The 25,155-nt window shown below is 70.0% G+C and carries 20 protein-coding genes; 11 read left to right on the top strand and 9 right to left on the bottom strand.

The features are described from left to right. A partial coding sequence (locus HGG74_RS12450) for a glycosyl hydrolase (RefSeq protein WP_246262869.1) occupies positions 1-497 on the bottom strand: 497 nt, incomplete at its 3' end. Between the two features lie 343 nt (positions 498-840). Here HGG74_RS12450 and HGG74_RS12445 point away from each other — a divergent pair. Next, complete coding sequence (locus HGG74_RS12445) at positions 841-2,118, top strand: CAP domain-containing protein (protein ID WP_168486773.1); 1,278 nt, start codon at positions 841-843, stop codon at positions 2,116-2,118. Positions 2,119-2,152: 34 nt separating this feature from the next. Here HGG74_RS12445 and HGG74_RS12440 read toward each other — a convergent pair whose 3' ends face one another. Next, a complete protein-coding gene (locus HGG74_RS12440; RefSeq protein WP_168486771.1) occupies positions 2,153-2,752 on the bottom strand; it encodes a YdcF family protein in 600 nt (199 codons plus the stop codon). Positions 2,753-2,929: 177 nt separating this feature from the next. Here HGG74_RS12440 and HGG74_RS12435 point away from each other — a divergent pair, with 177 nt between their 5' ends. From HGG74_RS12435 to HGG74_RS12410, 6 genes are all read left to right on the top strand, one after another. Next, positions 2,930-3,499: a YceD family protein gene (locus HGG74_RS12435; RefSeq protein WP_168486853.1), complete on the top strand. Its 570-nt coding sequence runs from the start codon at positions 2,930-2,932 to the stop codon at positions 3,497-3,499. A 2-nt stretch (positions 3,500-3,501) separates the two neighbouring features. After that, positions 3,502-3,705 carry a 50S ribosomal protein L32 gene (rpmF, locus tag HGG74_RS12430; RefSeq protein WP_127511582.1) on the top strand — a complete coding sequence of 68 codons (204 nt, stop codon included), beginning with the start codon at positions 3,502-3,504 and terminating at the stop codon, positions 3,703-3,705. An 11-nt stretch (positions 3,706-3,716) separates the two neighbouring features. Then, entirely contained in the window at positions 3,717-4,412 is a 696-nt protein-coding gene (rnc, locus tag HGG74_RS12425) for a ribonuclease III (RefSeq protein WP_168486770.1), read from the top strand. A gap of 3 nt (positions 4,413-4,415) precedes the next feature. Beyond that, complete coding sequence (gene mutM / locus HGG74_RS12420) at positions 4,416-5,381, top strand: bifunctional DNA-formamidopyrimidine glycosylase/DNA-(apurinic or apyrimidinic site) lyase (RefSeq protein WP_168486768.1); 966 nt, start codon at positions 4,416-4,418, stop codon at positions 5,379-5,381. A gap of 397 nt (positions 5,382-5,778) precedes the next feature. Continuing rightward, positions 5,779-7,395 (top strand): hypothetical protein, encoded by a 1,617-nt coding sequence (locus HGG74_RS12415; RefSeq protein ID WP_168486766.1) that lies wholly within the window; start codon positions 5,779-5,781, stop codon positions 7,393-7,395. Positions 7,396-7,475: 80 nt separating this feature from the next. Next, positions 7,476-9,437, top strand: coding sequence for a glycosyl hydrolase (locus tag HGG74_RS12410; RefSeq protein ID WP_168486764.1), 1,962 nt, complete (start codon positions 7,476-7,478; stop codon positions 9,435-9,437). Positions 9,438-9,461: 24 nt separating this feature from the next. Here the strand turns inward: HGG74_RS12410 and HGG74_RS12405 are convergent, their stop codons facing one another. Genes HGG74_RS12405 through HGG74_RS12390 form a run of 4 tightly spaced genes read right to left on the bottom strand, consistent with a single transcriptional unit; the run spans position 9,462 to position 14,968 of the window. Continuing rightward, complete coding sequence (locus HGG74_RS12405) at positions 9,462-10,277, bottom strand: serine hydrolase domain-containing protein (RefSeq protein ID WP_168486762.1); 816 nt, start codon at positions 10,275-10,277, stop codon at positions 9,462-9,464. Between the two features lie 16 nt (positions 10,278-10,293). Beyond that, positions 10,294-11,295: an NAD-dependent epimerase/dehydratase family protein gene (locus HGG74_RS12400; RefSeq protein ID WP_312856833.1), complete on the bottom strand. Its 1,002-nt coding sequence runs from the start codon at positions 11,293-11,295 to the stop codon at positions 10,294-10,296. Continuing rightward, positions 11,292-13,949 (bottom strand): alpha/beta fold hydrolase, encoded by a 2,658-nt coding sequence (locus HGG74_RS12395; RefSeq protein WP_168486758.1) that lies wholly within the window; start codon positions 13,947-13,949, stop codon positions 11,292-11,294. The genes HGG74_RS12400 and HGG74_RS12395 overlap by 4 nt, the downstream gene beginning before the upstream one ends. Next, positions 13,943-14,968 (bottom strand): 3-oxoacyl-ACP synthase III, encoded by a 1,026-nt coding sequence (locus HGG74_RS12390; RefSeq protein WP_205761815.1) that lies wholly within the window; start codon positions 14,966-14,968, stop codon positions 13,943-13,945. The genes HGG74_RS12395 and HGG74_RS12390 overlap by 7 nt, the downstream gene beginning before the upstream one ends. 274 nt (positions 14,969-15,242) lie before the next feature. On the opposite strand from HGG74_RS12390, the gene smc reads away from it, so the two are divergent. Continuing rightward, entirely contained in the window at positions 15,243-18,881 is a 3,639-nt protein-coding gene (gene smc / locus HGG74_RS12385; protein WP_205761814.1) for a chromosome segregation protein SMC, read from the top strand. A gap of 52 nt (positions 18,882-18,933) precedes the next feature. On the opposite strand, the gene HGG74_RS12380 is transcribed toward smc, so the two are convergent. Then, entirely contained in the window at positions 18,934-19,668 is a 735-nt protein-coding gene (locus HGG74_RS12380) for a glutamine amidotransferase (RefSeq protein WP_168486756.1), read from the bottom strand. A 28-nt stretch (positions 19,669-19,696) separates the two neighbouring features. After that, positions 19,697-21,211, bottom strand: a complete 1,515-nt coding sequence (locus HGG74_RS12375) for a CYTH and CHAD domain-containing protein (protein WP_168486755.1) — start codon at positions 21,209-21,211, stop codon at positions 19,697-19,699. Between the two features lie 146 nt (positions 21,212-21,357). On the opposite strand from HGG74_RS12375, the gene HGG74_RS12370 reads away from it, so the two are divergent. From HGG74_RS12370 to HGG74_RS12360, 3 genes are all read left to right on the top strand, one after another. Beyond that, a complete protein-coding gene (locus HGG74_RS12370) occupies positions 21,358-21,585 on the top strand; it encodes a hypothetical protein (RefSeq protein WP_168486753.1) in 228 nt (75 codons plus the stop codon). Positions 21,586-21,618: 33 nt separating this feature from the next. Next, on the top strand, positions 21,619-22,833 hold the full coding sequence (gene ftsY, locus HGG74_RS12365; RefSeq protein ID WP_168486751.1) for a signal recognition particle-docking protein FtsY: 1,215 nt from the start codon (positions 21,619-21,621) through the stop codon (positions 22,831-22,833). 132 nt (positions 22,834-22,965) lie between these two features. Next, a complete protein-coding gene (locus HGG74_RS12360; RefSeq protein ID WP_168486749.1) occupies positions 22,966-23,766 on the top strand; it encodes an alpha/beta fold hydrolase in 801 nt (266 codons plus the stop codon). Here the strand turns inward: HGG74_RS12360 and HGG74_RS12355 are convergent, their stop codons facing one another. Continuing rightward, a complete protein-coding gene (locus HGG74_RS12355; protein ID WP_168486747.1) occupies positions 23,767-25,026 on the bottom strand; it encodes an MFS transporter in 1,260 nt (419 codons plus the stop codon). Positions 25,027-25,155 lie beyond the last annotated feature (129 nt).

Raw genomic sequence — 25,155 nt, 5'->3', positions numbered from 1 at the left:
AAGTCCACGCGCAGGCCGCGGGCCTTGGCCTTGGCCATGAAGTCCTTCAGCCAGGGGCTGGTGACGCTGACCGTGGCCGGGGAGCCCAGGCGCAGGCCGGTCTGCTGCAGCCGGGGCCAGAGCCGGATGGCCTCGTCCACGCTCATGTTGGCCTGGGCGCGGTGGTCGGGTTCGTTGAAGCCGAGCAGGTGTTTGGTCCGGGTCTGGGGCAGCTGGGCCGTTACCTTGCCGATCGCATCCCGTTCCAGCAGCCGGACGGCGTCCTTGACCATCGGGATAAAGGGCGGGGCCGTGAGGTGGGTGTTCGCCCCCCAGTTGTAGTGCCAGGCGACGTTGAGGTTTTTGATCTGCGTCCTCGAGAGCGAGTCCTTGTCCGAATAGCCGATGCCCTTCAGCGCCCGGGTCACGGCCTGGGCCGGGAGCGGGCCGGCGGCGGCAAGGGCTCCCGGCACCGCCAGGGCGGCCAGCGGCACGGTGAGGAATTGACGGCGGTCCATAAGGTCCTTTCCAAGATGAATGCAGAGCGGCGGAATCGGCCCGGTGTTACGTGGAGGGCAGGCTGACTGGGCTGGTCCATACTTCCGCCGGGCGGTGGAGCGTGGTCAACACGGGGCGAGCAGGGCAGCCGGAGCGTTTGTCGGAACCTCTATCAGCATAGTGTAAATTAAACGATCAATCAACTTGCTTGATCATCAAGCAAGTTGGAAGGCTTTTCCGCTATCCATCCTTTGCAGCGCCCGCCGGGCCTCTTCGTGCGGGCGGACTTACCTGTTCCGTGGCCGCTGCCGATAGGGCACTGCGGAAGTGCCTTCCCGGGAAGGCCAACAAGTGGGGGGATTGATGGAATCTGCACGGAAGATCGTCGGACTGCTGGCGGCGCTGACCTTGCTGCTTGTTGCCGGCATCGCGCCGGCCTCGGCGCTGACCAGGACTGACCGGGACCCGTTTGTGGCCGAGGTTTTGAAGCTGACCAACCAGTATCGGGCTGAGGCCGGCCTGCCGCCGGTGGTCTGGAACCAGACGGTCGCCAATATCTCGCAGCAATGGGCCGAGGAGCAGAACAACCGGATCACCCGCGAGACCTTCAAGCTGGAGACCATCCACCGCGAGGGCTACGGCAGCCGGCAGATCCCTGCCGGCTGGGACTGGTACACCGAGAATATCGGCATCAACAACAACGCCCGGCAGATCGTGGACTGGTGGATGAATTCCCCGGCACACCGGGCCGGCATGCTCAGCCCCAAGGCGACGGACATCGGCATCGGCTGGATGAAGACCACCAACCCCGACTACTACGGGATGTATGTCGTGGTGGAGAACCTGGCCGGCTATGCGCAGACCCGGGAAAGCCTGCCGCCGGCCGAGGTGCCCTCTATCCATGAAGGCGACATCGCCGCCGTCGACGGCTCCGGCCACCTCTACATCTATCCGTCCGCGCAGGGCGGGGACCTGTGGCAGCGCAGCTACGTCTCCTCCGGCTGGGAGGATGCCCTCCAGGTGGACATCGCCGACTGGAACGCGGACGGGGTGCAGGACATTCTGGCCACTTGGCGGAACGGCAAGCTTACCGTCAGCTACGGCGAAAAGGGTGGCGGCCTGGCGGCCCCGCGCACCATCGGCTGGGGAGGCTGGGACAGTTACGACATCGAAGTCGCCCACTGGAAGCGTGGCTACAAGCGCCCTGGCATCGTGGCGAAAAGCCTCTCCAGCGGCCGGCTTTACTACTATTCCAATCCAGCCGGCGGCAAGCCCGGTGCCCGGCAGCAGATCAGCACCGCCAGCTTCAAGGGCCTGGAAACCTTCTTCCTGGACTATGACGACGACGGCCGGATGGACATGATCGCTCGGACTGGCACGGGGAGCGGCCAGTTCAAGCTCTACCGTTCCAATGGGGCGGGCCGGTTCAAGGCCGAATACCGCAGGATCATCGGCTCCTCCGGCTGGTCCGCGATGACGCACCTGTCGGTGCTCCCGGACCACCTCGGGGACGGGGGGACCGGTTTCCTGACCCGGGACACCGCCGGTAATATCCGCTACTACAAGGTCACCAGGAGCAGGATCCACCCTGCGGTCTACATTGGCCGCGGCGGCTGGGGCAGCCTCATGCTCGGCAGCTGACCCCGGACCCTGCCGGACGCCGGCCGCTGCCGGATCACCGCTGGAGCGGGGCGGCGCAGACGGGCCTGACGTACGCCGAAGCCAGGGCGGCGGACTCTTCCGCGAACCGTCCCAGCCATTCACGGGGGCCCAGCTGCGGATCGGAGGCCACCTTGTGCACCCGCACGCCGGAACATTGGCCAATGTAGTAGCCGGCCCGGGTGAGGTGGTAGCGGGAGGTCACCACGATGATTTCGTCCCAGCCGTTGTCGGCGGCCAGCCGTGCGACGCTGCGTGCCTCGCCCCGGGTTGTCTCCACCCCGGGTGAGAAGCAGAGGACCGGATGGTCCACCTGGTCCGGATCCTGGCAGAGCTCATCCGCGTAGATATTGCCCGGCGCGTTGGTGTGCGAAAGGACCAGTACGGGTGCTGCGCCGTCCTCCATCAACTCCAGGCCCACCGGCAACCGCTCGCTGCTGGCACCGGCCAGCACGACGACGGCGTCCGCGGTGCCGGCAGCGGCCAGCGGAGGATTGTAGAACAGGAAGTAGGAGGCGGTCAGGAACATGATCAGCAGCGCCAGCAGGACCGCTGCCGCTGCCCACAGCCAGAGCAGGGCCGCGCGCGTCCTGCGGAACCGGGTCGGCTCATTCACCCTAGTAGGCTATCCGGTAGCGCACTGTCTGGCCGGACAGCCGCCCCGGGCGCCTGCGGCGCGGCGGACCGCGGCGGTTTGAGGCTTCGGTCCGGATCAGGCTAAGATGATATGTCGGTCAGATGTTCATGAGGAGTTTTCATCACCGTGGTCCTGAACCATGATCAAAGTTCGCCCCTGATCCTGGGGGTCAAGGACCTCGGGCGCAGCCCGGGAACGATGCGGACTCTTGAGGAGCATGTACCTGCACCAAGGGATCTTGGTGCGGCACTCATCGGCGTTCGGGAAGGCTCCGACATGGAGCTGGACCTGAGGCTCGAGGCCGTGCACGAAGGTATCCTGGTCACCGGCACCGCTTCCGTTGAAGTAACGGGCGAGTGCGGGCGCTGCCTGGACCCCATCGCGTACGACCTCGACGTCGACGTGCAGGAACTCTTCTACTATGCGGACGCCGACCTGGGTCAGGCAGCCGAAGAGGAAGAGGAAGAGCAGCGCCGGATCGAGCACGATTCCATCGATCTCGAACCGGTGCTGAGGGACGCAGTGGTAACCTCGCTGCCGTTCCAGCCGGTGTGCCGGGAGGACTGTAAAGGCCTGTGCCCTGAATGCGGGATGCGCCTTGAAGAGGATCCGGGCCACCACCATGAGGTCGTGGATCCTCGCTGGGCAGCCCTGGCGGGCCTGGCCAGCAATGCCGCGGACGACGCGGCAACAAGTACAGAGTCAGACGAGAGAGAAGAGAGTTAGTCGTGGCTGTTCCCAAGCGGAAGATGTCCCGCTCGAATACGCGCGCACGCCGGTCCCAGTGGAAGGCTACCGCCCCCAACCTGGTGAAGACCGTTGAGAACGGCCGGGTGACCTACAGCCTGCCGCATCAGGCCAAGGTTGTCACCGACTCAGCTGGCACTGCGCTGTTCCTTGAGTACAAGGGCCGCAAGGTAGCCGACGCGTAACACCGTCCGGCATGCCTTCAACTGAAGAGCTTCTGGAGCGTCTCGGCGTCGATCTCGACGCCGGGACGCTTCGTCTTGCCCTCACCCACCGGTCCTACGCCTACGAGCACGGCGGGTTGCCCACCAACGAGCGCCTCGAATTCTTGGGCGATTCGATCCTGGGCTTTTCCGTGACCGATGCCCTCTACCGGGACAACCCGGATCTCTCCGAGGGTGAGCTGGCCAAGCGGCGTTCGGCCGTGGTCAGTACGCGTGCCCTGGCCGGCATTGCCCGCGAACTCGGCGTGGGCGAGCATATCCTGCTCGGCCAAGGGGAGAAGCTGACCAACGGCGCAGACAAGGCCTCCATCCTGGCCGACACCATGGAAGCGCTCTTCGGGGCAACGTACCTGGTGCACGGCATCGAGGCCGCCCGCGACCTGGTGATGCGCCTGGTAGGCCCCCTGCTGGACGACGCCGACGCCCTCGGTGCCGGCACCGACTGGAAGACGAGCATCCAGGAACTGGCGGCGGCACGCAAACTGGGTGCAGTGGAGTACTCGGTGCGCGGCTCCGGCCCGGACCATGCCCGGGTTTTCGAAGCCACCCTGCTCATCGGGGGCATCCCCTACGGCCAGGGCACCGGACATTCCAAGAAGGAAGCCGAGCAGGAAGCGGCCGCGGTGAGCTGGCAGCAGCTGCGGGCCGGAACTCCGGCCAACGGGTAGGCCATGCCAGAACTGCCCGAGGTCGAAGTAGTCCGCCGCGGCTTGGCCAGCTGGGTCGGCGGCCGCACCATCACCGGCGTCGACATCCTGGATGAACGTTCCGTGCGCCGCCATGCCCTCGGCCCCGAGGACCTGCGCGGCAACCTCATCGGCGCCCGGGTGGTGGACGTTGCCCGCCGCGGCAAGTTCCTCTGGATGCCGCTCACGGAGGCCTCCGCGAGCCGCACCACGGAGCCGAAGCTGGCCCTGATGGCCCACCTGGGCATGAGCGGGCAGCTGCTGATCGAGGACGCGTCCCAGGCGGACGAAAAGCACCTGAAGGTCCGCTTGCGCCTCAGCCCCGCCGTCGATGCGGACGGTACGGTGATGCCGGAGGAACTGCGCTTCGTCGACCAGCGCATTTTCGGCGGGGTTTTCCTGGCCGACCTCGCGCCCACCGCTGACGGCCAGCCGGGCGGCCGGTCCGAAACCGGACTGCCCCTGGTCCCGGTGGAGGCCGCGCACATTGCCCGGGACCCGCTGGACCCCGCCTTCTCCTTCGACGGTTTCTACCGGCAGTTGCGAGCCCGCCGCACCGGGATCAAGCGGGCCATCCTCGACCAGCGCCTGGTGTCCGGCGTCGGGAACATCTACGCGGACGAGGCCTTGTGGGCCGCCAGGCTCCACTACGCACGCGCCACGGACACCATGCGCCGCACGGAAGCCGAACGGCTCATCGATGCCTGCCGCGACGTAATGACGCGCGCGCTGGCTGCAGGCGGGACCAGCTTTGACTCGCTCTACGTCAACGTCAACGGTGCCTCCGGCTACTTCGCCCGTTCCCTGAACGCCTACGGACGGGAGCGCGGGAATTGCTACCGGTGTGCGGGGCTGGGATTGACCACTGCGATCCGGCGGGACTCCTTCATGAACCGCTCCGCCTACACCTGCCCGGTGTGCCAGCCGCGGCCGCGCAACGGCCGCTGGTAGCCGGGCAGGCCGCAGCCTTTTCCCAACCTGCGTGCAGCACTGTATTGAAGAGCGCGCGGTGGGCCGCCGGCAGTGCCCAAGGGGACGCGTGATTGGGGAAATCATCCCGCAACCGGGGTGATGGGTTGGGGATCATAGCCCGCCCTGCGGGTTCATGATTGCTGGTCCGGGCCGCTGGGCCGGCCCGGGCGATTCCACAGGATTGATGCACGGCGTCCGGCGTGCGGCAGGGGTGCCGCACGGGCCGGGCCGTGCTGCCTTCGGACTCTGCCGGTTGCCGGCTCATCCTTACCGCCGGCAACCGCCGCTACCTCGTCTGTGGCCAATGAGGACCGCATTCCGCCGGTGGTGTCCCGGGCAGCACGTACCGCGTGCATCGGGGGCCGGGGGACCTTCCATGCAATCTCACAAGCCGCAAGCCATTGGACGCCGCCAGGTGCTGGGCCTGTTCGGCGGAACAGCACTGGCCGGCCTGCTGGCCGGCCTGAACCCGCCGCCAGCTGCAGCTTTCTCCACCGGACAGGCCGCCGTCGTTCCCGCCACCCTGTCCGCCCGCGCCAAGGCCGAATACGCCACGGTCATGGACGCCACGGCGGGCCTGCGGGGAGGCCGCTGTTTCATCCGGCGGACCTCCACCTATGGATGGCAGCTGGGGTACCAGGTGGACCGCCTCCGCTGGGCGGTCTATACCTTGAAGGCCCCCACGGTGCCCGGGCCCAGACAGTCCTATGACCGGGTGCCCCAGCTGCACACGGCCTACATCCGGCTGGCCCGGAACCGCCACCGCTGCACGGACAGGACCCGCTGGAAGTACCCCGGAACCTGGTCAGTGCAGGAGTCCCACGGCTTTCTCAGAGCGCTGCCCGGTGCCGCTTCCGCCGCCTACTCGCTGCCGGCCGGTTCCCGCAGTATCTGTCTGCACACGGCCTCGCACGTGGCCAACGGGCTGGTACGGGTGAGCCTGGTGGACGGGAACGGCCGGCAGGTGGCCCTGGCTGGAGCGAAGACCGGCCGGCAGCTGCTCGAAGACGGCACCGTCACCGCCGCGCAGATAGCCGCCGGCGCCGTCTCCGGCTCCGCCCGCTACGTGGACACCTACGTTGCCGGCTCCTCCAGTGGCAGCGAGCACGCGCAGCTCCTGGCCGAAGACCTGGACCCGGCCCGTCGGTACACGCTGAAAGTATGGCCAGTCAACGTGACGCTTAAGGGCCGGATCAACAGGTATGCCGCCGTCTACGGTGCCTCGGTGGAGACCCAGCGCCCCGATGGGAAGACCACCTGGATCACGCTGGAGCGGATGGGCACGGCGGAGGCGACCCACTCGGCCCACGAGTACGCACTGAACGTGGACATCGGCGGCCGGAGTTTGTTCATCGGCGGCGTGCACGGCTACGAGGCACTGGTGTCCTTGGCGGTGTACGTTGACGGCAAACGGAGGAGCCTCAGGACCGGTCAGGTGGCCACGGGCAGGTTCGTCCGCATCCAGCGCAAGACCAGGCTCGACCATCCGGGCATCCCCAATAACGGCAAGGCTGCTGATGCCTGGGTGAGCTACTCGTTGGGCAGTCATGGACTGGTGGTCCGGCGTAAGGTCACCTGGGCGGTAGCCGGCACCTACCGCAGGCCCTATTTCGTCATGTGGCCCACCAGCCTCGAACGCGTCACCTGGGTGGGTGCCGACCAGACCTGGGACGCGAACCGGAGCCTGGGCAAGTCCGCGGACGCGCTGCTGGGATATCAGAAGTCGCTGACCTGCGTGGCCTGGAACCCGGGCTCGCGCCACGTGGGGGTTTGCGATTATCCAGAGGACGCAGTGGCCGGCTGGAAGTGGGGAACAGCGGACAAGCCGCAGGTGTACTACGAGGACCGTGCCGCCGGGCTGAAAAAACTCTATGTCTGCCCCCTGCCGCCGGGCAGGAGCCGGGCGTTTGCCGGCGGATCGACATTCCGGGCGGAATCCAAATACCGCATGGGCGTGGTTCCGGATGCGGATTCACTGCTGGACCGGCCCTGACCGGGGCCGGTGGCCAAACCCGGTAGGGTGGAATGGCAGGAAAAGGGTGCCGGGAGTACCGGAACGGGGAGGCAGGGGACTTGACGAAGCCGCGCGAAGAGCCGCTGACCATGGGGCGCAGGACCGCCCTGGGCTTCGCCGCCGGGTTGGCCTTGCCGCGGATCGTCACCCTTTCGGCGGGGGAGGTACCCGGGGAACCTTCCCGCCAGTCAGGGGACCTGCTGGGTCCGGCCGTGGCTGCCCGGATTGAGCTGGCCGAGGCCGGGACTATACGCCGGCCCTGGATCGGCGCGCGGGTCCGCGGAGAGCCGGCCGAAGCCTACCAGGGCGCCAAATACTATGACGCCACCCGGGACCTTGAGACCGAGCTGAAGGCAACCTTCGACATCGTCTCCTACTACCGTGCCGTCGGTGCCGAAACCGCCCGTTCCTACACTGCCGAAGTGGTGCCCGAACTGGAGCGCAGCCCGTCACGCAACATCATGTACGCGCTGGAAATCTGGAAGGAAAACCGGGAATTCATCCGCGAGATGGACGCCAAAAACGGCGTCTACCGGGACCTGGCGCGCCTGTTCCAGGCGATCGTCGACGGCGGGCACACGGACAGGGTCTACCTGGCACCCTTCCACGAAGGCAACGGGGCGGGCAGCTACCCCTGGCAGATGTACCGGGACACCGACGCCAACAGCCCCGCCCTGTACAAGGAGGCCTACCGGCGGATTGTGGAGCTGGCCCGCTCCATGGGTCTGGGCTCCCGGTTCATCCAGTGGTACCTGACCAGCAACGGCGGGGACGGGGACCCGTCCAACCTGGCCGAAGGGTTCGTGGGGGACGAGTGGGTGGACCTCGTAGGGGTCTCCTACTACAACCGTTCCAACGCCGAGGGCTACAGCGAGACCTGGCTGCCGGTGGGAGCGGAACTACGCCGGTTCGTCGGCCAGGTCGAGGCCATGTCTTCCCGCGGCATCTGGCTGTGCGAGACCGGCTGCGCCGCCAGCAACCAGGGCGAAGACAAGGGCCGGTGGTACTCGGACCTGATCCGGCTGGTGGCCTCCCCGGAACTGCCGCGGATCGAGGCAGCGATCCTGTTCCTGATCGATGCGCCCTCCACCGACATGCGGCTGGAAAACGCCGAACAAAAACGGCTGGTGGGCCAGGCCATCAATGCTGCCGCGCGGGTGAACCGGGCCGACCCGCCGGCGGACTACAGCCGGAACCTGCTGCCGCCGGCGGTCTCCGTGCCGGCGTCCACCGACACCTGGTCCCTGGCCGGGAAGGGCTCCAGCTTCGAGATCACCGCCAATGCCCCGTCCGGCATGGACAAGGGCACCACCAGCCTGCGGGTTGCCAAGCCGAAGTCGGACGGGAAATCCGACAACGACTACGCGGTGTACCGGCAGGTCCCCTCGGCCGAGACCGATTTCGAGCGGGGCAAGCCGCACGTCCTGACCTTCAAGGCCCGGGCCTCCTTCGACGGGTTCCGGCTCAGCGCCGGCCTGCGCCAGCCCGACAACGACGCGCTGTTCTCCGGCGACAGGGGCCTGCGCCTCGGCACCGTCTGGCAAAGCTTTACCGTCCCGTTCGCCGTCACCTCGGAGGACCAGGGCTCCTGGCGCTTCCCGTTCTTCCGGTACGGGCTGAACAAGGAAGCCGGCTGGTTCGAGATCACGGACCTGCAGATCGCCCGCGGCAGCTATCCGGGACCGAATATCGCCAAGACCCAGCGTCCGCGGGTCCGGGCCGCGGCGGACGCCGGCACCATCCGCTGGTCCTGCGAGCACGGGGAGATGTTCAAGGTGACACTGTCCGGGAACCGCACGCTCGCGCTGCCCTCCGGGCTGCCGCACGACGGCCAGGAACTGACCCTGCGGGTGAAGCAGGACAAGGCCGGAAACCGGCGGCTGGCCCTGGCCTCCGGATTCCGCAAATCCTCGGTGGCGCCGGAGCTGTCCAGTGCACCGGACGCCACCAGCCTGCTGACGTTCCAGTACGACGCCGACGCACGCAAGTGGGGCCTGGTGCGGGTAGTGCGCTGGGACTGAGCCCCGACAGGCGGCGCCGGCGGCTCAGCGCCGCAGTTCCGCCAGCACGCCGTCGGTGAACGCCGGCCATGCCTCGGCGGCCCACGGGCCGAAGTCGCGGTCGGTCAACGCCACGCAGGCCGCGCCGGCGTCCGGATCCACCCAGAGGAAGGTGCCGGACTGTCCGAAATGCCCGAAGGCGCGCGGTGAACTGCCGGTGCCGGTCCAGTGCGGGGACTTGGCGTTGCGGATCTCGAAGCCCAGGCCCCAGGCGTTGTCCTGCTGCCGGCCGAACCCGGGCAGCACCCCGGCCAGGCCCGGATACACCACCGTGGTGGCCGCGGCGACGGTGGACGGATCCAGGAGCGCCGGACGCTGCAGCTCCGCGGCGAAGAGCACCAGGTCCGCCACGGTGGACACCGCTCCGGCGGCGGGGGAGCCCTCCAGCGAGGTGTCCGCCATGCCCAGGGGATCCAGCAGTCCCTCGCGCAGGTAGTCGGCGAAGGGGATGCCGGCGGACTGCTCGAGGGTCTCGGCCAGCACCTCGAAGCCGGCGTTGGAATAGAGCCGCCGCTCGCCCGGCCGGTAGCGCACGGTGCGGTCGGCAAAGTCATAGCCGCCGCTGTGGGCCAGCAGGTGCCGGACGGTGGATCCTTCCGGGCCTGCGGGCTGGTCCAGCTCCAGCGCACCCTCCTCCAGTGCCACCAGCACCGCGCCGGCGGTGAGCAGCTTGGTCACCGAGGCCAGCTTGTAGCGGCGCCGCTGGTCCCCGTGGCTGCCCAGGACCTTGCCGTCGGCTCCGACGACGGCGGCTGCCGCGTTCTGCACGGGCCAGCCGCCGATTGCCTTCACGCTCTCCATGCTGTCTTGCTGCTCCTTATCTGGCGGGGCCGCCGCCGTAGTAGGCCGCCAGCCGCTTCAATCCTTCGTCGAGCCCGACCTCGGGCACCCAGTCCAGCACCTGGCGGGTCTGCCGCTGGTCGAACCAGTGGGCGGTGGAGAGCTGCTCGGCCAAAAACCTCGTCATCGGCGGCTCGTCGCGGACCCAGCCCCGGGCACCGGCCACCAGCCAGGCCTTTTCAACCACCGAACCGGCACCGCGGGCCAGCCAGCCGGGCACGCTCCAGGACGGGGGCCGTACGCCTGCCGCCGTGCAGATGCCGGCCAGCAGCTCGCCGACCGGGCGCGGCTGGCCGTTGGTGACCACCAGGGCCTGCCCCCGGGCCTGGTCCATCCGTTCCAGCGCCCGGACGATCGCGGCGGCGGCGTTGTCGATGTAGGTTGTGTCGATCAGCGCGGCACCGTGGTCCAGCAGCGGCAGCCGGCCGGCCGCGGCCCGTTTCACCACCCGTTCCACCAGCTGCGTATCACCCGGGCCCCAGACCACGTGCGGGCGGACGGCGGCGACCCGGAACGACGGCGCGTCCGCGGCCAGGGCGATCAGTTCGGCCGCGGCCTTGGACCGGGCATAGTTGCCCCGGGCCCGCTGCGGGTCCGCCCGTCCGGCACCTTCGCCGGCGAGGGCGTGGCCAAAATGGGCCACGGAGGGAGAGGAAACGAAAACAAAGTCCCGCGCGCCGGCGGCGCGGGCGGCATCGAGCAGGTTGCGGGTGCCGCCGATGTTGACGGCTGCGAACTCGTCCCAGCCCCCGGTGAAGGACACCTTGGCGGCCAGGTGGATCACGGCATCGGCCCCCTCGACGGCGGCCCGGACGGCGGCCGGATCCGTGACCGTGCCGGAGAGCACCTCCAGGCCTGGCCCGCCGGCAGTGTGCCGGCGCTGGAACGTACGCACCCGGTGTCCCTTGTCCGCGAGCAGCCGCGCGACGGCGCCGCCCAGCAGCCCGCTGGCCCCGGTGACCAGCACCTGGAGGCTCACGGCCTTTTCGCCTTTCCGCCGGCCAGCACCTCGGCGGCCCAAACGGCCAGCTCCGTCCGGTCGATCTTGGAGTTGTGCCGGATATCCGTCGGCAGGTCCTTCACTGTCAGCACTGCCGCCAGCTCCAGATCCGCCCCGTTCAGCACGGCGCTGCGGACCGCCTGGGCCAGTTCCTGCGGGGCCGGGCCCGCCGACTTGGCCGGCGGTACCGTCTCCAGGACGGCCACCGCCACCTGCGCGCCGGCCGGGCCGATGCCGACGACGGCAGCCCGGCCCGCGCCGTCGGCAGTTGCCGCCAGCTGCTCGGCCGCCACCGGCGTGCGCACGCCGTCCGCAGTAGTCAGGATGTGTCCCAGCCGGCCTTCGACCCACAGCCGGCCCTCGGCGTCGAGATGCCCGACGTCGCCGGTGCGGTGCCAGCCCGGCAGCGAAGCACTGTGCTCCTGCGTGATCCAGAGCCGGTCGTACCGGTCCTTGACATGCGGGGCGCTGACCAGGATCTCCCCCGTGACACCGGGCTCGGCGGACGCCTCATCCGCCACGCTGCCGTCCGGACGCAGCGCGGCCACGGCCACGCGCGCCCCGGCCACTGCAGTGCCGACGCAGACACCGTTGCCCGTGCCGGCGGCACGGATCTGCTCCAGGCTGATGTCGGTCACCGGCAGGGCCTCGGTCATCCCGTACGGGGTGTGCAGCGAGGCCGCGGGCAGCAGGTCCTGGACCTGCGCCAGCAGCGGCTCCGGGATGGGCGCACCTGCGGACAGCAGCAGCTCCACCCCTGCGAAGGCGTCGCGCTGTCCCGCCTGCAGGGTCCCGGCGGTGGCCAGCACATTGGCCAGGGCCGCCGGGGAGGCGAAGACGGCGGTGGCGCCGACGGCGGCGGCCGCGTCCGCCAGGGCGGCGGCACTGAGCGTGCGCGGGGCGGTGACGTCCATGTCCGGGGTGGCCGACGTGGCGCCGAGGGCCGGCCCGAGCAGCGCGAACGGGGCGAAGCCGGCCACCAGCGCGGTGCCGGCCTTCAGTCCGTAGGTCTGTTTCAGGGTGTCCCGCATGGCGGCCAGCTGCCGGTGGGTGTAGACGACGCCCTTGGCCGGGCCGGTCGAACCCGAGGTGAAGAGCACCGCCGCGTCCGCGTCGGGATCCGCCGTTGGCCGGCTAAGGCGCTCCGCGCCTGCATCGGGACCAGGTGGCCTGTCCGCCTCCAGCTCCGGCACGGTGTGCGCCACCCCGTACAGCCGGCGCACGGTGCTGCCCAGCTCCGTCGCGCTGATCCGCACGCCTGGCCAGCCGAACAGCCTGGCTGCGGCAAGGGCGCGTTCGACGCCGACCAGCCAGTCCGGTCCGGCCCCGCGGATGGCCCGGCTCAGGCCCTTGGTCCCCAGGCCGGTGTCGGCGACCACGATCACGGCACCGATCCGCAGGCATGCGTAGGCCAGGCAGGTCAGGTCGATACCCGGCGGCACCAGCAGGCTGACCCGGTCCCCGGCCTTGACCCCGATGCCGGACAGTCCTGCGGCGAGCCGGTCCACCCGCTGTGCCAGCTCGGCCCAGGTCAGTGTCACCGGCCCGGGCACGGCTCCGTCCGGTACCCGCGGTGCCATGTCGACGACGGCGGGGGAGCTGTCCTGGCGCCGCCCGTCCAGCTCCGCCAGCATCGGCACGAAGGCCTCCGCCTCCACCGCCGCCGGTCGAGGAAGGCCGTCGGCGGCCGCATCGGGATTGGCGCCGCCCCGGGACCCCAGCCAGCTGAACACCGGCCCGGCAACATCCACGTCCTCGGGCAGCAGGTGCCCGGCGCCCTCGAAGCGGTGCACATCCGCGTGCGGCAGCCGGTCCATCAGGTCGCGCAGGTAGCGGTCCGAGAACACCGGGTCCTCCGGGCCCCAAAGCAGCAGCGCCGGCACCTCCAGGTCCCGGATGTCTTCGGCCACCCGGGCCAGCGCCGGCCAGCTGGGGTGGGATTCGCCGGCCGGGATGTCCGCCACGAAGTTGCCCACGCCGGCCCGGCGCGCCGCGCCGCGGTACGGTGCCCTGAAGGCCGCACGCACTTCCCGGGCCAGGGCCGGCCGGGCCAGCGCATGGGTCACGCGCACGAAGGCGTCCGAGGTCGTTGTGCCCCACCGGTGCACCGCCGGGTGCAGGGCCAGCTGCAGCGGTGCCGGCAGCGGGTGGCCTGCCGGGTGCACGGCGGTGTTGGTCAGTACCACGCCGGCCAGTTGTTCGCGGTGCCGGGTTGCCCAGCCCAGGGAAATGATTCCGCCCCAGTCATGCCCGACCGTGACCACCGGCCCGGACAGGCCGAGCGCACCGGTCAGGTCGCCCAGGTCCGTAATCCGGTCCTCGAGCCGGCGGATGACCCGCGTGCGTGCCGAAAAACCCATGTCCAGCTGGTCGACGGCGATAACCCGCCACGGTGCGGACTGGCCGCTGCTGCCGGCGGCGAGCAGGCTGCGCCAGAGGTAGGACCAGGTCGGATTGCCGTGCACGCACAGCAGCGTCCCCACCGGGTCCAGGCCGCGGGCGGCCAGTTCCTCGCCGTTGTCCAGCAGATGCCAGTTGTGCCGGCTGCCTGCCGGGTCCGCGGCAGCGGTGGATGGAACGCGGATCCGCCGGGACCAGGCTGCCGGCACGCCGGGCCAGAGCTCTGCTACCACGCAAGCTCCATCATCGTGGTGTTCAGCCCGGACCCCACGCCCATGCAGAGCACCCGGTCCCCGGCGCTCAGCGACAGCGATTCCTGGGCCAGGGTCATCGGCAGCGAGGCCGGACCCACGTTGCCCCATTTCGGGAAGGTGATGGGCACCCGGTCGCGCGCCAGGTTCACCGCCTTGATGATGGCGTTGGTGTACGAGTTGGACACCTGGTGGGTGACGTACCGGTCCATGGACCGCCAGTCCCAGCCGTCCGCATGCGCCTCGTGCCAGGCGGTCACCACCAGGTCCAGGCCGCCGTCCAGCAGACCCTTGGTGTCGGTGAACATCCCGTCCGGGCCGCCCACGCACAGCTGGTGGTGCTCAGTGCCCGCGCGGGAGACGCCGCCGAGGATCCGGTGCGATCCCGGATGCGCGTCCGCCGGGCCGATGACGGCCGCCGCGGCCCCGCAACCCAGGGTCAGGGTGGCGAACTCACGCAGGTAGTCTTCCCGCGTGGACCCGGGGTGGTTCAGCCGCCGGAAGGTGTTTTCCTGGGTGGGCTGCGCGTCCTCGCCGGCCACGATCAGGGCGTACCGGATCTGGCCCGAATCGATCATGTTCGCCGCCAGGGTCACGCCGTTGACGAAACCCAGGCAGGCATTGGCCAGGTCGAAGTTCACCGCCGAGGAGGGCAGGTTCAGCCCGTGGTGGATCTTCACGGCCACGGAGGGTTCCAGGTTGCGCCGGGTCACCGAAGTGTTGATCAGCAGGCCGATCTGCGAGGGATCGACGCCGGACTCGGCCAGGGCCTTGGCGCCGGCCTCGATTGCGGCATCGTCGAATCCGGTCCCGGGGGACCACCAGCGACGTTCGGAGACGCCGGCCACCCGTTCCAGCAGACGCCTCGACAGGTGCAGGCGCTTCAGGCTGGGAGCCAGGCGTTCGTCGAAGTCCGCGGAGCTGACCACCACCGGGGCCTCAACGCTGCTCACGGCCAGCAGTGCCGCATTGTCATGTCGAAACGTCGCGTTACCGCTCAATATCCAGCCTTTATCTAATGTCCTGTCTGCGCCGCTGCCGCCGGTTTCCCGAAGAGGGCGCCGAAATCTTAACTATGCACCCGGAGACACCGATCCCGCACATGCCCGAACTTGCATAGATTCCGCTCCCCGGAGGGTCCTTCAGCACCCTCACTGATCCTCCACAACCGGGTTCCGGCGGCGCGAAACGCCCTGGAAACCGCGTCATTGCCGGGATCCTGGTCCTTGACAGGATAAATTGTTGGCAGGAAGACAGCGCTGCGGGAGACATACTTTGCATTTGAAAAGTCTGACGGTGCGGGGCTTTAAGTCATTCGCCTCCGCCACCACGTTCGACTTTGAGCCCGGCGTCACGGCTGTAGTGGGACCCAACGGCTCCGGAAAGTCGAACGTGGTGGATGCTCTCGCCTGGGTCATGGGGGAACAGGGCGCCAAGACCCTCCGCGGCGGCAAGATGGAAGACGTCATCTTCGCCGGCACCGCCGGCCGGCCGGCCCTGGGCCGGGCCCAGGTGTCCCTGACCATCGACAATACCGACGGCGCCCTGCCGATCGAATACTCCGAGGTCACCATCTCCCGGACCCTCTTCCGCGCCGGCGGTTCGGAATACGCCATCAACGGCAACAACTGCCGGCTCCTGGATATCCAGGAGCTGCTCAGCGATTCCGGCTTGGGGCGCGAGATGCACGTGATCGTCGGGCAGGGCCAGCTGGACCGCGTGCTGCACGCCACCCCGGAGGACCGGCGCGGGTTCATTGAGGAGGCCTCCGGCATCCTCAAGCACCGCCGGCGCAAGGAAAAGACCGTCCGCAAGCTGGAGGCGATGCAGGCCAACCTCACCCGGCTCACGGACCTGACTGCCGAGCTGCGGCGGCAGCTGACGCCGCTCGGCAGGCAGGCCGAGGTGGCGCGCCGGGCACAGCAGGTCCAGTTCGAGGTCCGGGACGCCCGGGCCAGGCTGCTGGCCGACGAGCTGGTCCGGCTCACGTCGGTCCTGGAGCAGGAAGCCGCGGACGAGGCAGCGGCCAGGACCCGGCAGGCCGAGGCGGAGAAGAACCTGGACGCCGGCCGCCGGCGGTTGGCCGAACTGGAACTGCTGGCCGCGGAAGCGACGCCGCGCGTGAACACGGCCCGGGATGCCTGGTACCGGCTTTGCGCGGCGCGGGAGCGCTTCCGTGCCCTGGCGAACCTGGCGGGGGAGCGCCGGCGGCTGCTGGGCAGCGCCGAGGCCCCCGCCGATGCCGGCCGGGACCCGGAGGTGCTCGAGCAGCAGGCCGCCCAGGTGCGCGAGGAACAGGTGGACCTGGAATTCGAGCTGGAAGAGCGTCAGGCGGCGCTGGAGGAAGCCGTCGGCCGGCGGGCCGCGGCCGAGCAGGCAGCAGCCGAGGAAGACCGGCGGCTGACCACTGTGCTGCGCGCCGCCGCGGACCGGCGGGAGGGTCTGGCCAGGCTTGCCGGGAAGGTGGGCACCGCCCGGTCGCGGGTGGAAGCTGCCGAAGCCGAACTCGGACGTCTGCGCGGTCTGATCGCCGGAGGCGAGGACCGGCGCCGGCAGGCCGAAGCCGAGTTCGCCGCGCTGGAGTCGCAGGCGGCAGGTGCCGAGGCGGGCGAGGAGCGGCTGGACGCCGCGTACGAGGAAGCGGTGGAAGCCCTCGAGGCCATCGAGGCCGAACTGGAGGACGCCGCGGCAGCGCGGCGCGAGGCCGAACGGGAGCGGGCCGCGCTCGCCGCGCGCAAGGAGGCTCTCGAGGTGGGGCTGCACCGCCGGGACGGCAGCGCCGTCCTGCTGGCCTCCGGGATCGACGGCGTGCTGGCCCCGCTGGCGGACCTGATTACCGTAAAACCCGGTTACGAGGCGGCCATCGCGGCAGCCCTGGGTTCCGCGGCCGAAGCCGTGGCCGTCCGCGATGCGCACGCAGCGGTCCGGGCGCTGGAGCTGATGAAGGCCGGCGACGCCGGCCGGGTGCACCTGGTCATCGCGGACGCTCCGGCCTCCGCCGGCCGGGGAGCGGGCGCCGTCGAACGTACCGATGCCGGGGCCGCCATCCTGCCGGCCGGAGCCACGCCGGCCACCTCCCTGGTCCAGGCCGCCCGCGGACTGGACGGCGCGGTCGCCGGCCTGCTCCGCGCCGTCGTCGTTGTCGAGGACCTGCAGACGGCCGGTGACATCATCGCCGTCCGTCCGGACCTGACCGCCGTCACCCGCGAGGGGGACGTGTTCACCTCCTGGCTCGTCCGCGGAGGTGCCGCCGGCGGTCCCAGCCTGATCGAACTGCAGGCTGCCGTGGAGGACACCGCCGCCCACCTGGAGGACGCCACGGCCCGCCTGGAACGGGCCAAGTTCGCCATCGCCGGCGCTTCCGCCCGCCGAAACGAGGCCAAGCAGCGCGCCGAGGCCGCCCTGGAGGAACTTAACTCTTCGGACGCACGGATTGCCGCCGTCGCCGAGCGCCTGGGCACCCTCGGCTCGATGCTGCGTTCCACGGAGGCCGAGGGTGCGCGGCTTGCGAAACTGGTGGCGGCCGCGGAGGAGAACCTGCAGGCCGAGCAGCAGGCGCTGGCAGAGATCACCGCCCGCTTGGGCGCCGCCCGGGATGCCGGCGACGAGCCGGAGGCCGGGGAACCGTCCACCCAGCGCCGGGATGCGCTCGCGGCCGAAGCCGCCGGCGCCCGGCAGGCCGAGATGGACGCCCGGCTGGCGCTGCGCTCGGCCGAGGAGCAGCTCACCGCGCTCAGCAACCGGGCCGCGGCGCTGGAGCGCGCCGCGGCCACCGAGCGGCAGGCCCGCGCCGCCGCGGCCGAACGCGCGCGCCGGCGGCAGCTGCAGGCAGCCAAGGCGGCAGCCGTGGCCCGGGGGGCCGAAGAGGTGCTCGCCTGGCTGGAGGTTTCCGTGGACACCGCGGCCCGGGAGCGGGACGCGGCCGAGGAGGTGCGCGCGGCCTGGGAGTCCGAACTGGCCGAGGTCCGCACGGCCACCGCGGCACTGGCCGAGGAACTGCGCAAGCTGACGGACGCGGTACACCGTGACGAACTGGCCCGGGCCCAGCAGCGGCTGCGGATCGAGGCGGTGCAGACCCGCGCCATCGAGGAGCTGGGCATGACCGCAGACCATCTGGTGGCGCACTACGGGCCGGACCAGCCGGTCCCGGTCACCCAGGCCCCGGCGGGCGGAAAGGGCAAGCCGGACAAGTGGGCCGCGCTGCGCGCCGAGGTGGACGAGGACGGCAACCCGGTCCTGGAGACGGTGCCGTTTGTGCGGGCCGAGCAGGAAAAGCGTCTGAAGAAGGCCGAACGGGACCTGGCTGCCCTGGGCAAGGTCAATCCGCTGGCCCTGGAGGAATTCGCCGCGCTGGAGGAACGCCACCAGTTCCTGAGCAGCCAGCTGGAGGATCTGAAGGCCAGCCGCAAGGACCTGCTGGACATCATCCGCGAAGTGGACGAACGCGTGGAGCAGGTCTTCGCCGAAGCCTTCAAGGACACCGCCGAGCAGTTCGTCCGCGTTTTCGGCCGGCTGTTTCCCGGCGGCGAGGGCCGGCTGGTGCTCACCGACCCGGACGACATGCTGGCTACCGGGATCGAAGTCGAAGCCCGGCCTGCCGGCAAGAAGATCAAGCGCCTGTCGCTGCTCTCCGGCGGCGAGCGCTCGCTGACGGCGGTAGCACTGCTGGTGTCGATCTTCAAGGCGCGCCCGTCCCCGTTCTACGTGATGGACGAGGTCGAGGCGGCCTTGGACGACACCAACCTCGGGCGGCTGATCACCATCTTCGAAGAGCTGCGCGAGTCCAGCCAGCTGATCGTGATCACCCACCAGAAGCGCACCATGGAGGTTGCGGACGCGCTTTACGGGGTCACCATGCGCGGAGATGGCGTCTCCACCGTGATCTCCCAGCGGATCACCGCCGCCAGCGCCTGAGCCCGGCCCGCGGCTTCCGCCCACCTCGCCTGCCCCACCCCGCCCGGCCAGGTCAGTGCCAGGCGTAGCGGTCCACGAAATTGCGCAGGATCTGCTGCGGGACGGTGACCTTGCTGCGGCGGACCACGGTGATGATCTCCTCCGCCTGCTCGGGCGGGAAGTAGCCGGCGTGGCGGTAGATCCGGATCCGGGTCACCAGGCCCTCGACGTCCAGCTCAGGATGGAACTGCGTGGCGTAGAGGTTGCGTTTGATGCGGAACATCTGCACCGGGCAGCTGGCTGATGCGGCCAGCAGTTCGGCACCGTCCGGAAGCCGGGAACAGCCTTCCTTGTGGCCTACGAACGCACGGAAGCGTTCGGGCACCCCGGCCAGCAGCGGATCGCGGGCGGCGCCGTCGGCGAGGACTATTTCGACGTCGCCGACGGGCTCGCCGAACCGCCGGTCCACGCTGCCGCCCTGGTGGACGCCCAGCGTCGACACGCCATAGCACGCGCCAAAGAACGGGAAATCGGCCTCCACCACTACATCCAGCAGCCTGGCCAGTTCGGCTTCCACCCGCAGTTGGGCCGGGGACTTCAGCTCCGGCGGGTCGCTCGACGTGAACGGGCTGCCTCCGAGGATGATGCCGCTGTAGTACCCCAGGTCGGTCTCCGGCATCGGTGCCGCCTCCAGCCGGACGCGGTGCAGTTCCGCCGGCTGCAGGCCTCCGATGCGCAGCACCGCCGCGTATTCTTCGTCCGCAGCCGGGTCCTCCGGCCTTGTCGACAGGAACAGGAAGGGTTTCATGACACGATGCTGCCGGCGGCCGGATCCCCTACTTCACGAGTGCGGCCGCCGGGAAATTCTTCCACGCCTGCCGGAACCGGGCCGCCGAGTCTGCCGCCCCGGCCTCTTCCAGGGCGTGCAGCCGGCCGTAGGTGAAACCGTTCTCACCCAGGCCAAAGGACTCGGCACCGAGCCGGCGCAGCAGCTGCCGGGCGACGACGCTGTCCTGGTGCCCGCCCAGGATGTCCTGGACCTCGTGGGCGGCGTCGGCCAGCCGCCGCGCCTGCTTGGGAGCGACCGAGGCGGCGGCCTCGGCGGCATAGCGCAGCCGTTTGGCACATTTGCGCGCTTCGTGCAGCAGCAGATCCGGGTTCTCCCCGGCGGGTGCACGCCTGGCCGCCTTGACGGCGCGCTTGAGCCGTTTCAGGTCCCGCTGGACCAGCTTCGGGACCACCTTGCGGGCAGGCTGCGAGCCCAGCTTCGTCAGCGGCGGGTCTGCCAGCAGCGCGTCCAGGGCATCCAGCAGCCGGAAGTACCGCTCTTCGTCCAGCGCCCGCAGCACCGCGGCGCGGGCGTCCCGGGAGGACTGTCCGAGGTCGATCTCGAGCCGGCGGCTGACCGGGCCCATCACCAGGTCGGCATCTTCGCTCTCGAGCATGCCAGCCACCCGCTCCTGCATCACGGCGGCATCCCGGGCATCGCCGAGGACATGGGCCAGCCACCTCAGCTCGCTGCGCAGCCGGCCGGCGGTGTCCGGCTCCAGCAGTTTCCGGTACGTGGCCAATGCCGAACGCAGGCGCCGGGTGGCCAGGCGCATCTGGTGCACCGAATCCTCGGCGTCCTGCCGCACCAGCGGATCCTGCTCCTTGAGCGCGCGGACCTGCTGGTCCAGGTAGGCGAGCACGACGGCGGCGGCGGGACCTTTGCGCCTTGGCTGCGGCGCCGCGGCCACCGCAGGGACCGGACGGCTGCCCAGCGCGCGCCTGAGCTTCGATTCGTGGGCGGCGGGCCGGATGCCGGCGCCGGCGAACAGGTCCTCCCCGGCATCGAGCAGCTCCGGCCGGCCGTCGGCCAGCTCGAGTTCCCACTCCCGCCACCGTGCGCCCACGGCACCGGTCACGGGAGAACGGGCCTGCACATGGTCGTCGCTCATATCGGCCAGGTGCACATCGCCGGGCCCGCGCAGCCGGTGCACGACCCGCCGGGTCTGCAGCCGTGCCACCGGAACCAAAATCCTGTCCCTTACATGCACGCGAACCAGCTGCAGCAGCGGAGCGGGCACATTGCCGGCATGGTCGCCGAGCGGTTCGTGGAATTCACGGCGGCCGCCGGCTGCCGGCATCTTCAGGTGCCAACCGGCGTCCTCGCCGCCGGTCCGGCGCCGCAGCGAGATACCCCGGGAGGCCAGCAGCAGGTCCTCGGTGTCGAAGTACACCGCTTCCAGCTGGTGCTCGACCGGCTGCTCGACCCGGCTCACGCCCGGCAGCTCGTGAAGCGGCGGCAGCGGGGAATGGTCGTCGACGTCGTATTTGCGTTCCAGCTCCACGAAACCGGAGGAGGCCATAGCCAAATCTTATGTCCGCGCCCGCGGAACCGACAGCCTCCAGGATTTCGGCCATGGTCCGCAATGTGAGGCAGCGTTAATACGCAGTTCACACCCGCGCCGTAGATTTGCCGGAGCGGATCGAGGACACCGAGGAAAGGACAGCCATGGAATCGGCACCGATTGCGCAGTGGTGGGACCGGCTGGAACCGGGAATCCGGGAATGGTTCATGGACAACCCCGGAACCGTCGTCCTGCCGCGGACGGTGGTCAACGCCATCAATGCCGCCGTGGGGGACGGAGACGGTCCCGGGCAGTTCGAAGTCTCCGAAGCGGACCGGCAGTTCGTCCGGGAACAGGCCGAAGCCCGCCGCAACGGGGACGCCGGCAGCTGACTGACGGTCCGGGCGCTGTGAGAAGCTAGGGACGTGAACGACGTAACCCTGATCATTCTCTACGCTGTCATAGCTATCGCCGTCGTCGGTTCCGTTGCGATCCTGCTGCTGAAGGGCCGCAGGACTCCGCCGGGCACCTACACCACCACGCGCGACGCCAACGACCAGGCACCGCTGGCCGGCGCCGGAACGGACACGCTCGAGGCCCCGCCGGCACGGCCGGAAGCCCCTGCACCGCCGGCACCCGAACCCGAGCTTCCGCCGGCCGATGTCGAGGTGGCCGAGGACCTGACCGGCATCGAGGCTGTGCCGGTCGAGACCCCGGCGCCGGTCCAGGGCCGGCTGGCCCGGCTGCGCGCCCGGCTGGTCAAGTCCAACAACGCCCTGGGCAAGGGCCTGCTGGCGCTGCTCTCGCGCGACAAGATCGATGAGGACGTCTGGGACGAGATCGAGGAGACGCTGCTGCTGGCGGACCTCGGGACCGAACCGACCACAGAGCTGGTGGACGCGCTGCGCGACCGGGTCAAGATCGCCGGCAGCCAGGACCCGGACGAGGTCAAGCAGATGCTGCGCGAGGAACTGATCAAGCTCGTGGACCCGGGGATGGACCGCAGCCTCGCCGTCCAGCGCCACGCCGACCGGCCCGCCGTCGTCCTGGTGGTCGGCGTCAACGGCGTCGGCAAGACCACCACCGTGGGCAAGCTGGCCCGCGTGCTGGTGGCCGAGGACAAGGACGTGCTGCTGGGGGCGGCCGACACCTTCCGCGCCGCGGCGGCCGAGCAGCTGGCGACCTGGGGACAGCGCGTGGGCGTGCCGACCGTGAAGTCCGACATCGACGGCGCCGATCCTGCCTCGGTTGCCTTCGAGGCGGTGAAGGCCGGCATCGACCAAGAAGTGGACGTCGTCATGGTGGATACCGCCGGCCGCCTGCAGAACAAGGTCGGCCTGATGGACGAGCTCGGCAAGGTCAAGCGCGTGATCGAGAAGCTGGCCACGGTGGACGAGGTGCTGCTGGTGCTGGACGCGACCACCGGGCAGAACGGGCTGAACCAGGCCAAGGTGTTCTCCGAGGTCGTCAACATCACCGGCATCGTGCTGACCAAGCTGGACGGGACCGCCAAGGGCGGCATCGTGGTAGCCATCCAGCGCAGCCTGGGCGTGCCGGTGAAGCTGGTGGGCCTGGGCGAGGGCCCGGACGATCTGGCCCCGTTCGAAGCCGAAAGTTTTGTCGACGCCTTGCTGAACTAGCCGGGAGACAGCTGATCTGCCGAAGGGCGGACGCGTCGGATAACGCGCCCGCCCTTCGGTTTGCCCCGGCAGTATTCCCACCGGCTGCCGGAGCGGCGTAGGATCGGCCCCTGAGCGGAAGAGGGCTGAGGCATGGGCAAGCATGTACGGGCCGGCGACCTGGACATCTGGGCCGAGCAGGCCGGCGACGGGCCGGACGTCCTGCTGATCGGCGGCCTGGGGGACACCGTCGAGTCCTGGCAGTTCCAGCTGGACGGGCTCGCCGGCAGTTTCCGGCTGACCACGTTCGACAACCGCGGCGCGGGCCGGACCGCCATGCCGCCGGGTCCGGTCACGGTGGAGCAGATGGCCGACGACGGCGCCGGCGTGCTGCGGGCGCTGGGCATTTCCTCGGCCCACGTGGCGGGCTTCTCCGGGGGCAGCATCATCGCCCAGGAGCTGGCGCTCCGCCATCCGGGGCTGGTCCACAGCCTCGTCCTGCAGAGCACCTGGCCGGTGATGGACACCTACCTGCGCCGCTGGGCGGACCTGGTCCGCTGGCTGGCGGAAAACGCCCCGACCGAGCGCGACTTCCTGCAGATGTTCTTCCTCGACATCTACACCAACCGGGCGCACGACGACGGGACGGTGGACCGGTTCATCGAGGACGTGCTGGCCTTCCCGCACAAACAGCAGACCGAGGAGCTGGTGCGTTTCCTGGACGCCTTCCGGGCGCACGACACCACGGAGCGCCTGCCGCAGATTGCCGCACCCACGCTGGTACTGGCCGGCGGCCGCGACTCAACCGTCCGCCCGGACCTGTGCCGGAGTGTGGCGCAGCTGATTCCCGGCGCACGCTTCGAGCTGCTGGAGGGCGAGGCCCACCAGCCCTTCCAAGAGGTTCCGGACGAGTGGAACGCCCGTGTCGCGGCGTTCTGGCGCGAAGTGGAGTAGCTAGGCGGGACGGTCCGGGCCTTGCTGCGGTTCCCGGATGAGTGTCTCGCGGCCGGATACCAGCCACACCAGCGCCGCGGCCAGGGCGATGGCGCCGGTGACCGCGAAGGCCCAGCCGTAGGAGAGCTGGTCCGCGAGCGCACCGGCCAGGACCGGCCCGAGGATCGCCCCGGCGTCGGTGGCCATCTGGAAGGCCGCCAGGACCTTCCCGCCGTTGCGTTGGTTGCCGACAATGTCGGCCACCGCTGCCTGCTGCGAGGGGTTCAGCAGGCCCGAGCCGAAGCCTGCCACCACCGAGAGCACCACGAACAGCGGCACGTTGTCGGAGAATCCCACCGCACCCAAGGCCAGTCCGGTAACTACCAGTCCGGTGATGACCATGGGCTTGCGCCCGATGGTGTCGGCCAGCCGGCCGGAGAAGGTCAGCGCCAGCGCGTTGCCGACTGCGAACACGGCCAGAGCCAGGCCGGCGGTGGAGGGACCGGCCAGCAGCACCGCCCCGGCAAAGAGCGGGATCAGGGACATCCGGACGCCGAAGTTCGCCCAGCCGTTGGCGACGGCGGCCACCAGCGAGGCCCGGTAGGTCCCGTCGCTGAGCGCCTCCCGGACGGTCAGCGGCGGCTGGACCGGGCCGCCGGCGCTGCCGGCGGCGCCCCGCGGCTCACGGAGCATGACGGCGACGACGGCGGCCGCGACCACCAGGGCTGCCGCATACACCAGGAAGGGTACGCGCAGCCCCCAGCCGGCCAGCAGCCCGCCGACCACCGGGCCGAGGATGCCGCCCATCAGGAAGGTGCCGGCGTAGGCGCCGGATACGCGCCCGCGGCCATCCGGCGGGGAGAGCCTGATCAGCAGCGCCATGGCGGAGACGGTGAACATGGTGGAGCCGATGCCGCCCAGGCCGCGGTACAGCAGCAGCTGCCAGTAGTCCTGCGCGAAGGCGCAGGCACCGGTGGACAGGGCGACGATCAACACTCCGGACACATAGACCTTCCGCTCGCCGAGCCGGGCGGTCAGGCTGCCGCTGGCCGGGGCGAAGACCAGCCGGGTGAACGCGAACACGCTCACGATGACCGACGCCGCCGCGACGCCGACGTCGAAACTTGCGGCGAACTGGGGAAGCACGGGGGCGACCAGTCCGTAGCCGAGGGCGATCACGAACGCGGCGGCGAGCAGGACCTTGATGTCCCGCGGCAGCCGCACCCGCGGGGCGGGCTCGGGACGGCCGGCGATGCCGGGCAGGCGGCGGAGAAGGGGCATGCTTCCCAGCGTAGTGCCCGAGGGACCCCAACCGGGCTTGCGAGGTTCGGGAGGGCACGGAGCGCTATCCGCCGAGGGCCCGGCCTCGGGCGCGCGGGATCCGGTCCGCCGGTTTCCCCCGTTGTGGGA

The sequence above is a fragment of the Arthrobacter mobilis genome, from assembly GCF_012395835.1.
GTDB classification, from domain to species: Bacteria; Actinomycetota; Actinomycetes; order Actinomycetales; family Micrococcaceae; genus Crystallibacter; species Crystallibacter mobilis.
The sequence above is the reverse complement of the archived record's forward strand: the minus strand, read 5'-3'. Positions and strand labels throughout refer to the sequence as shown.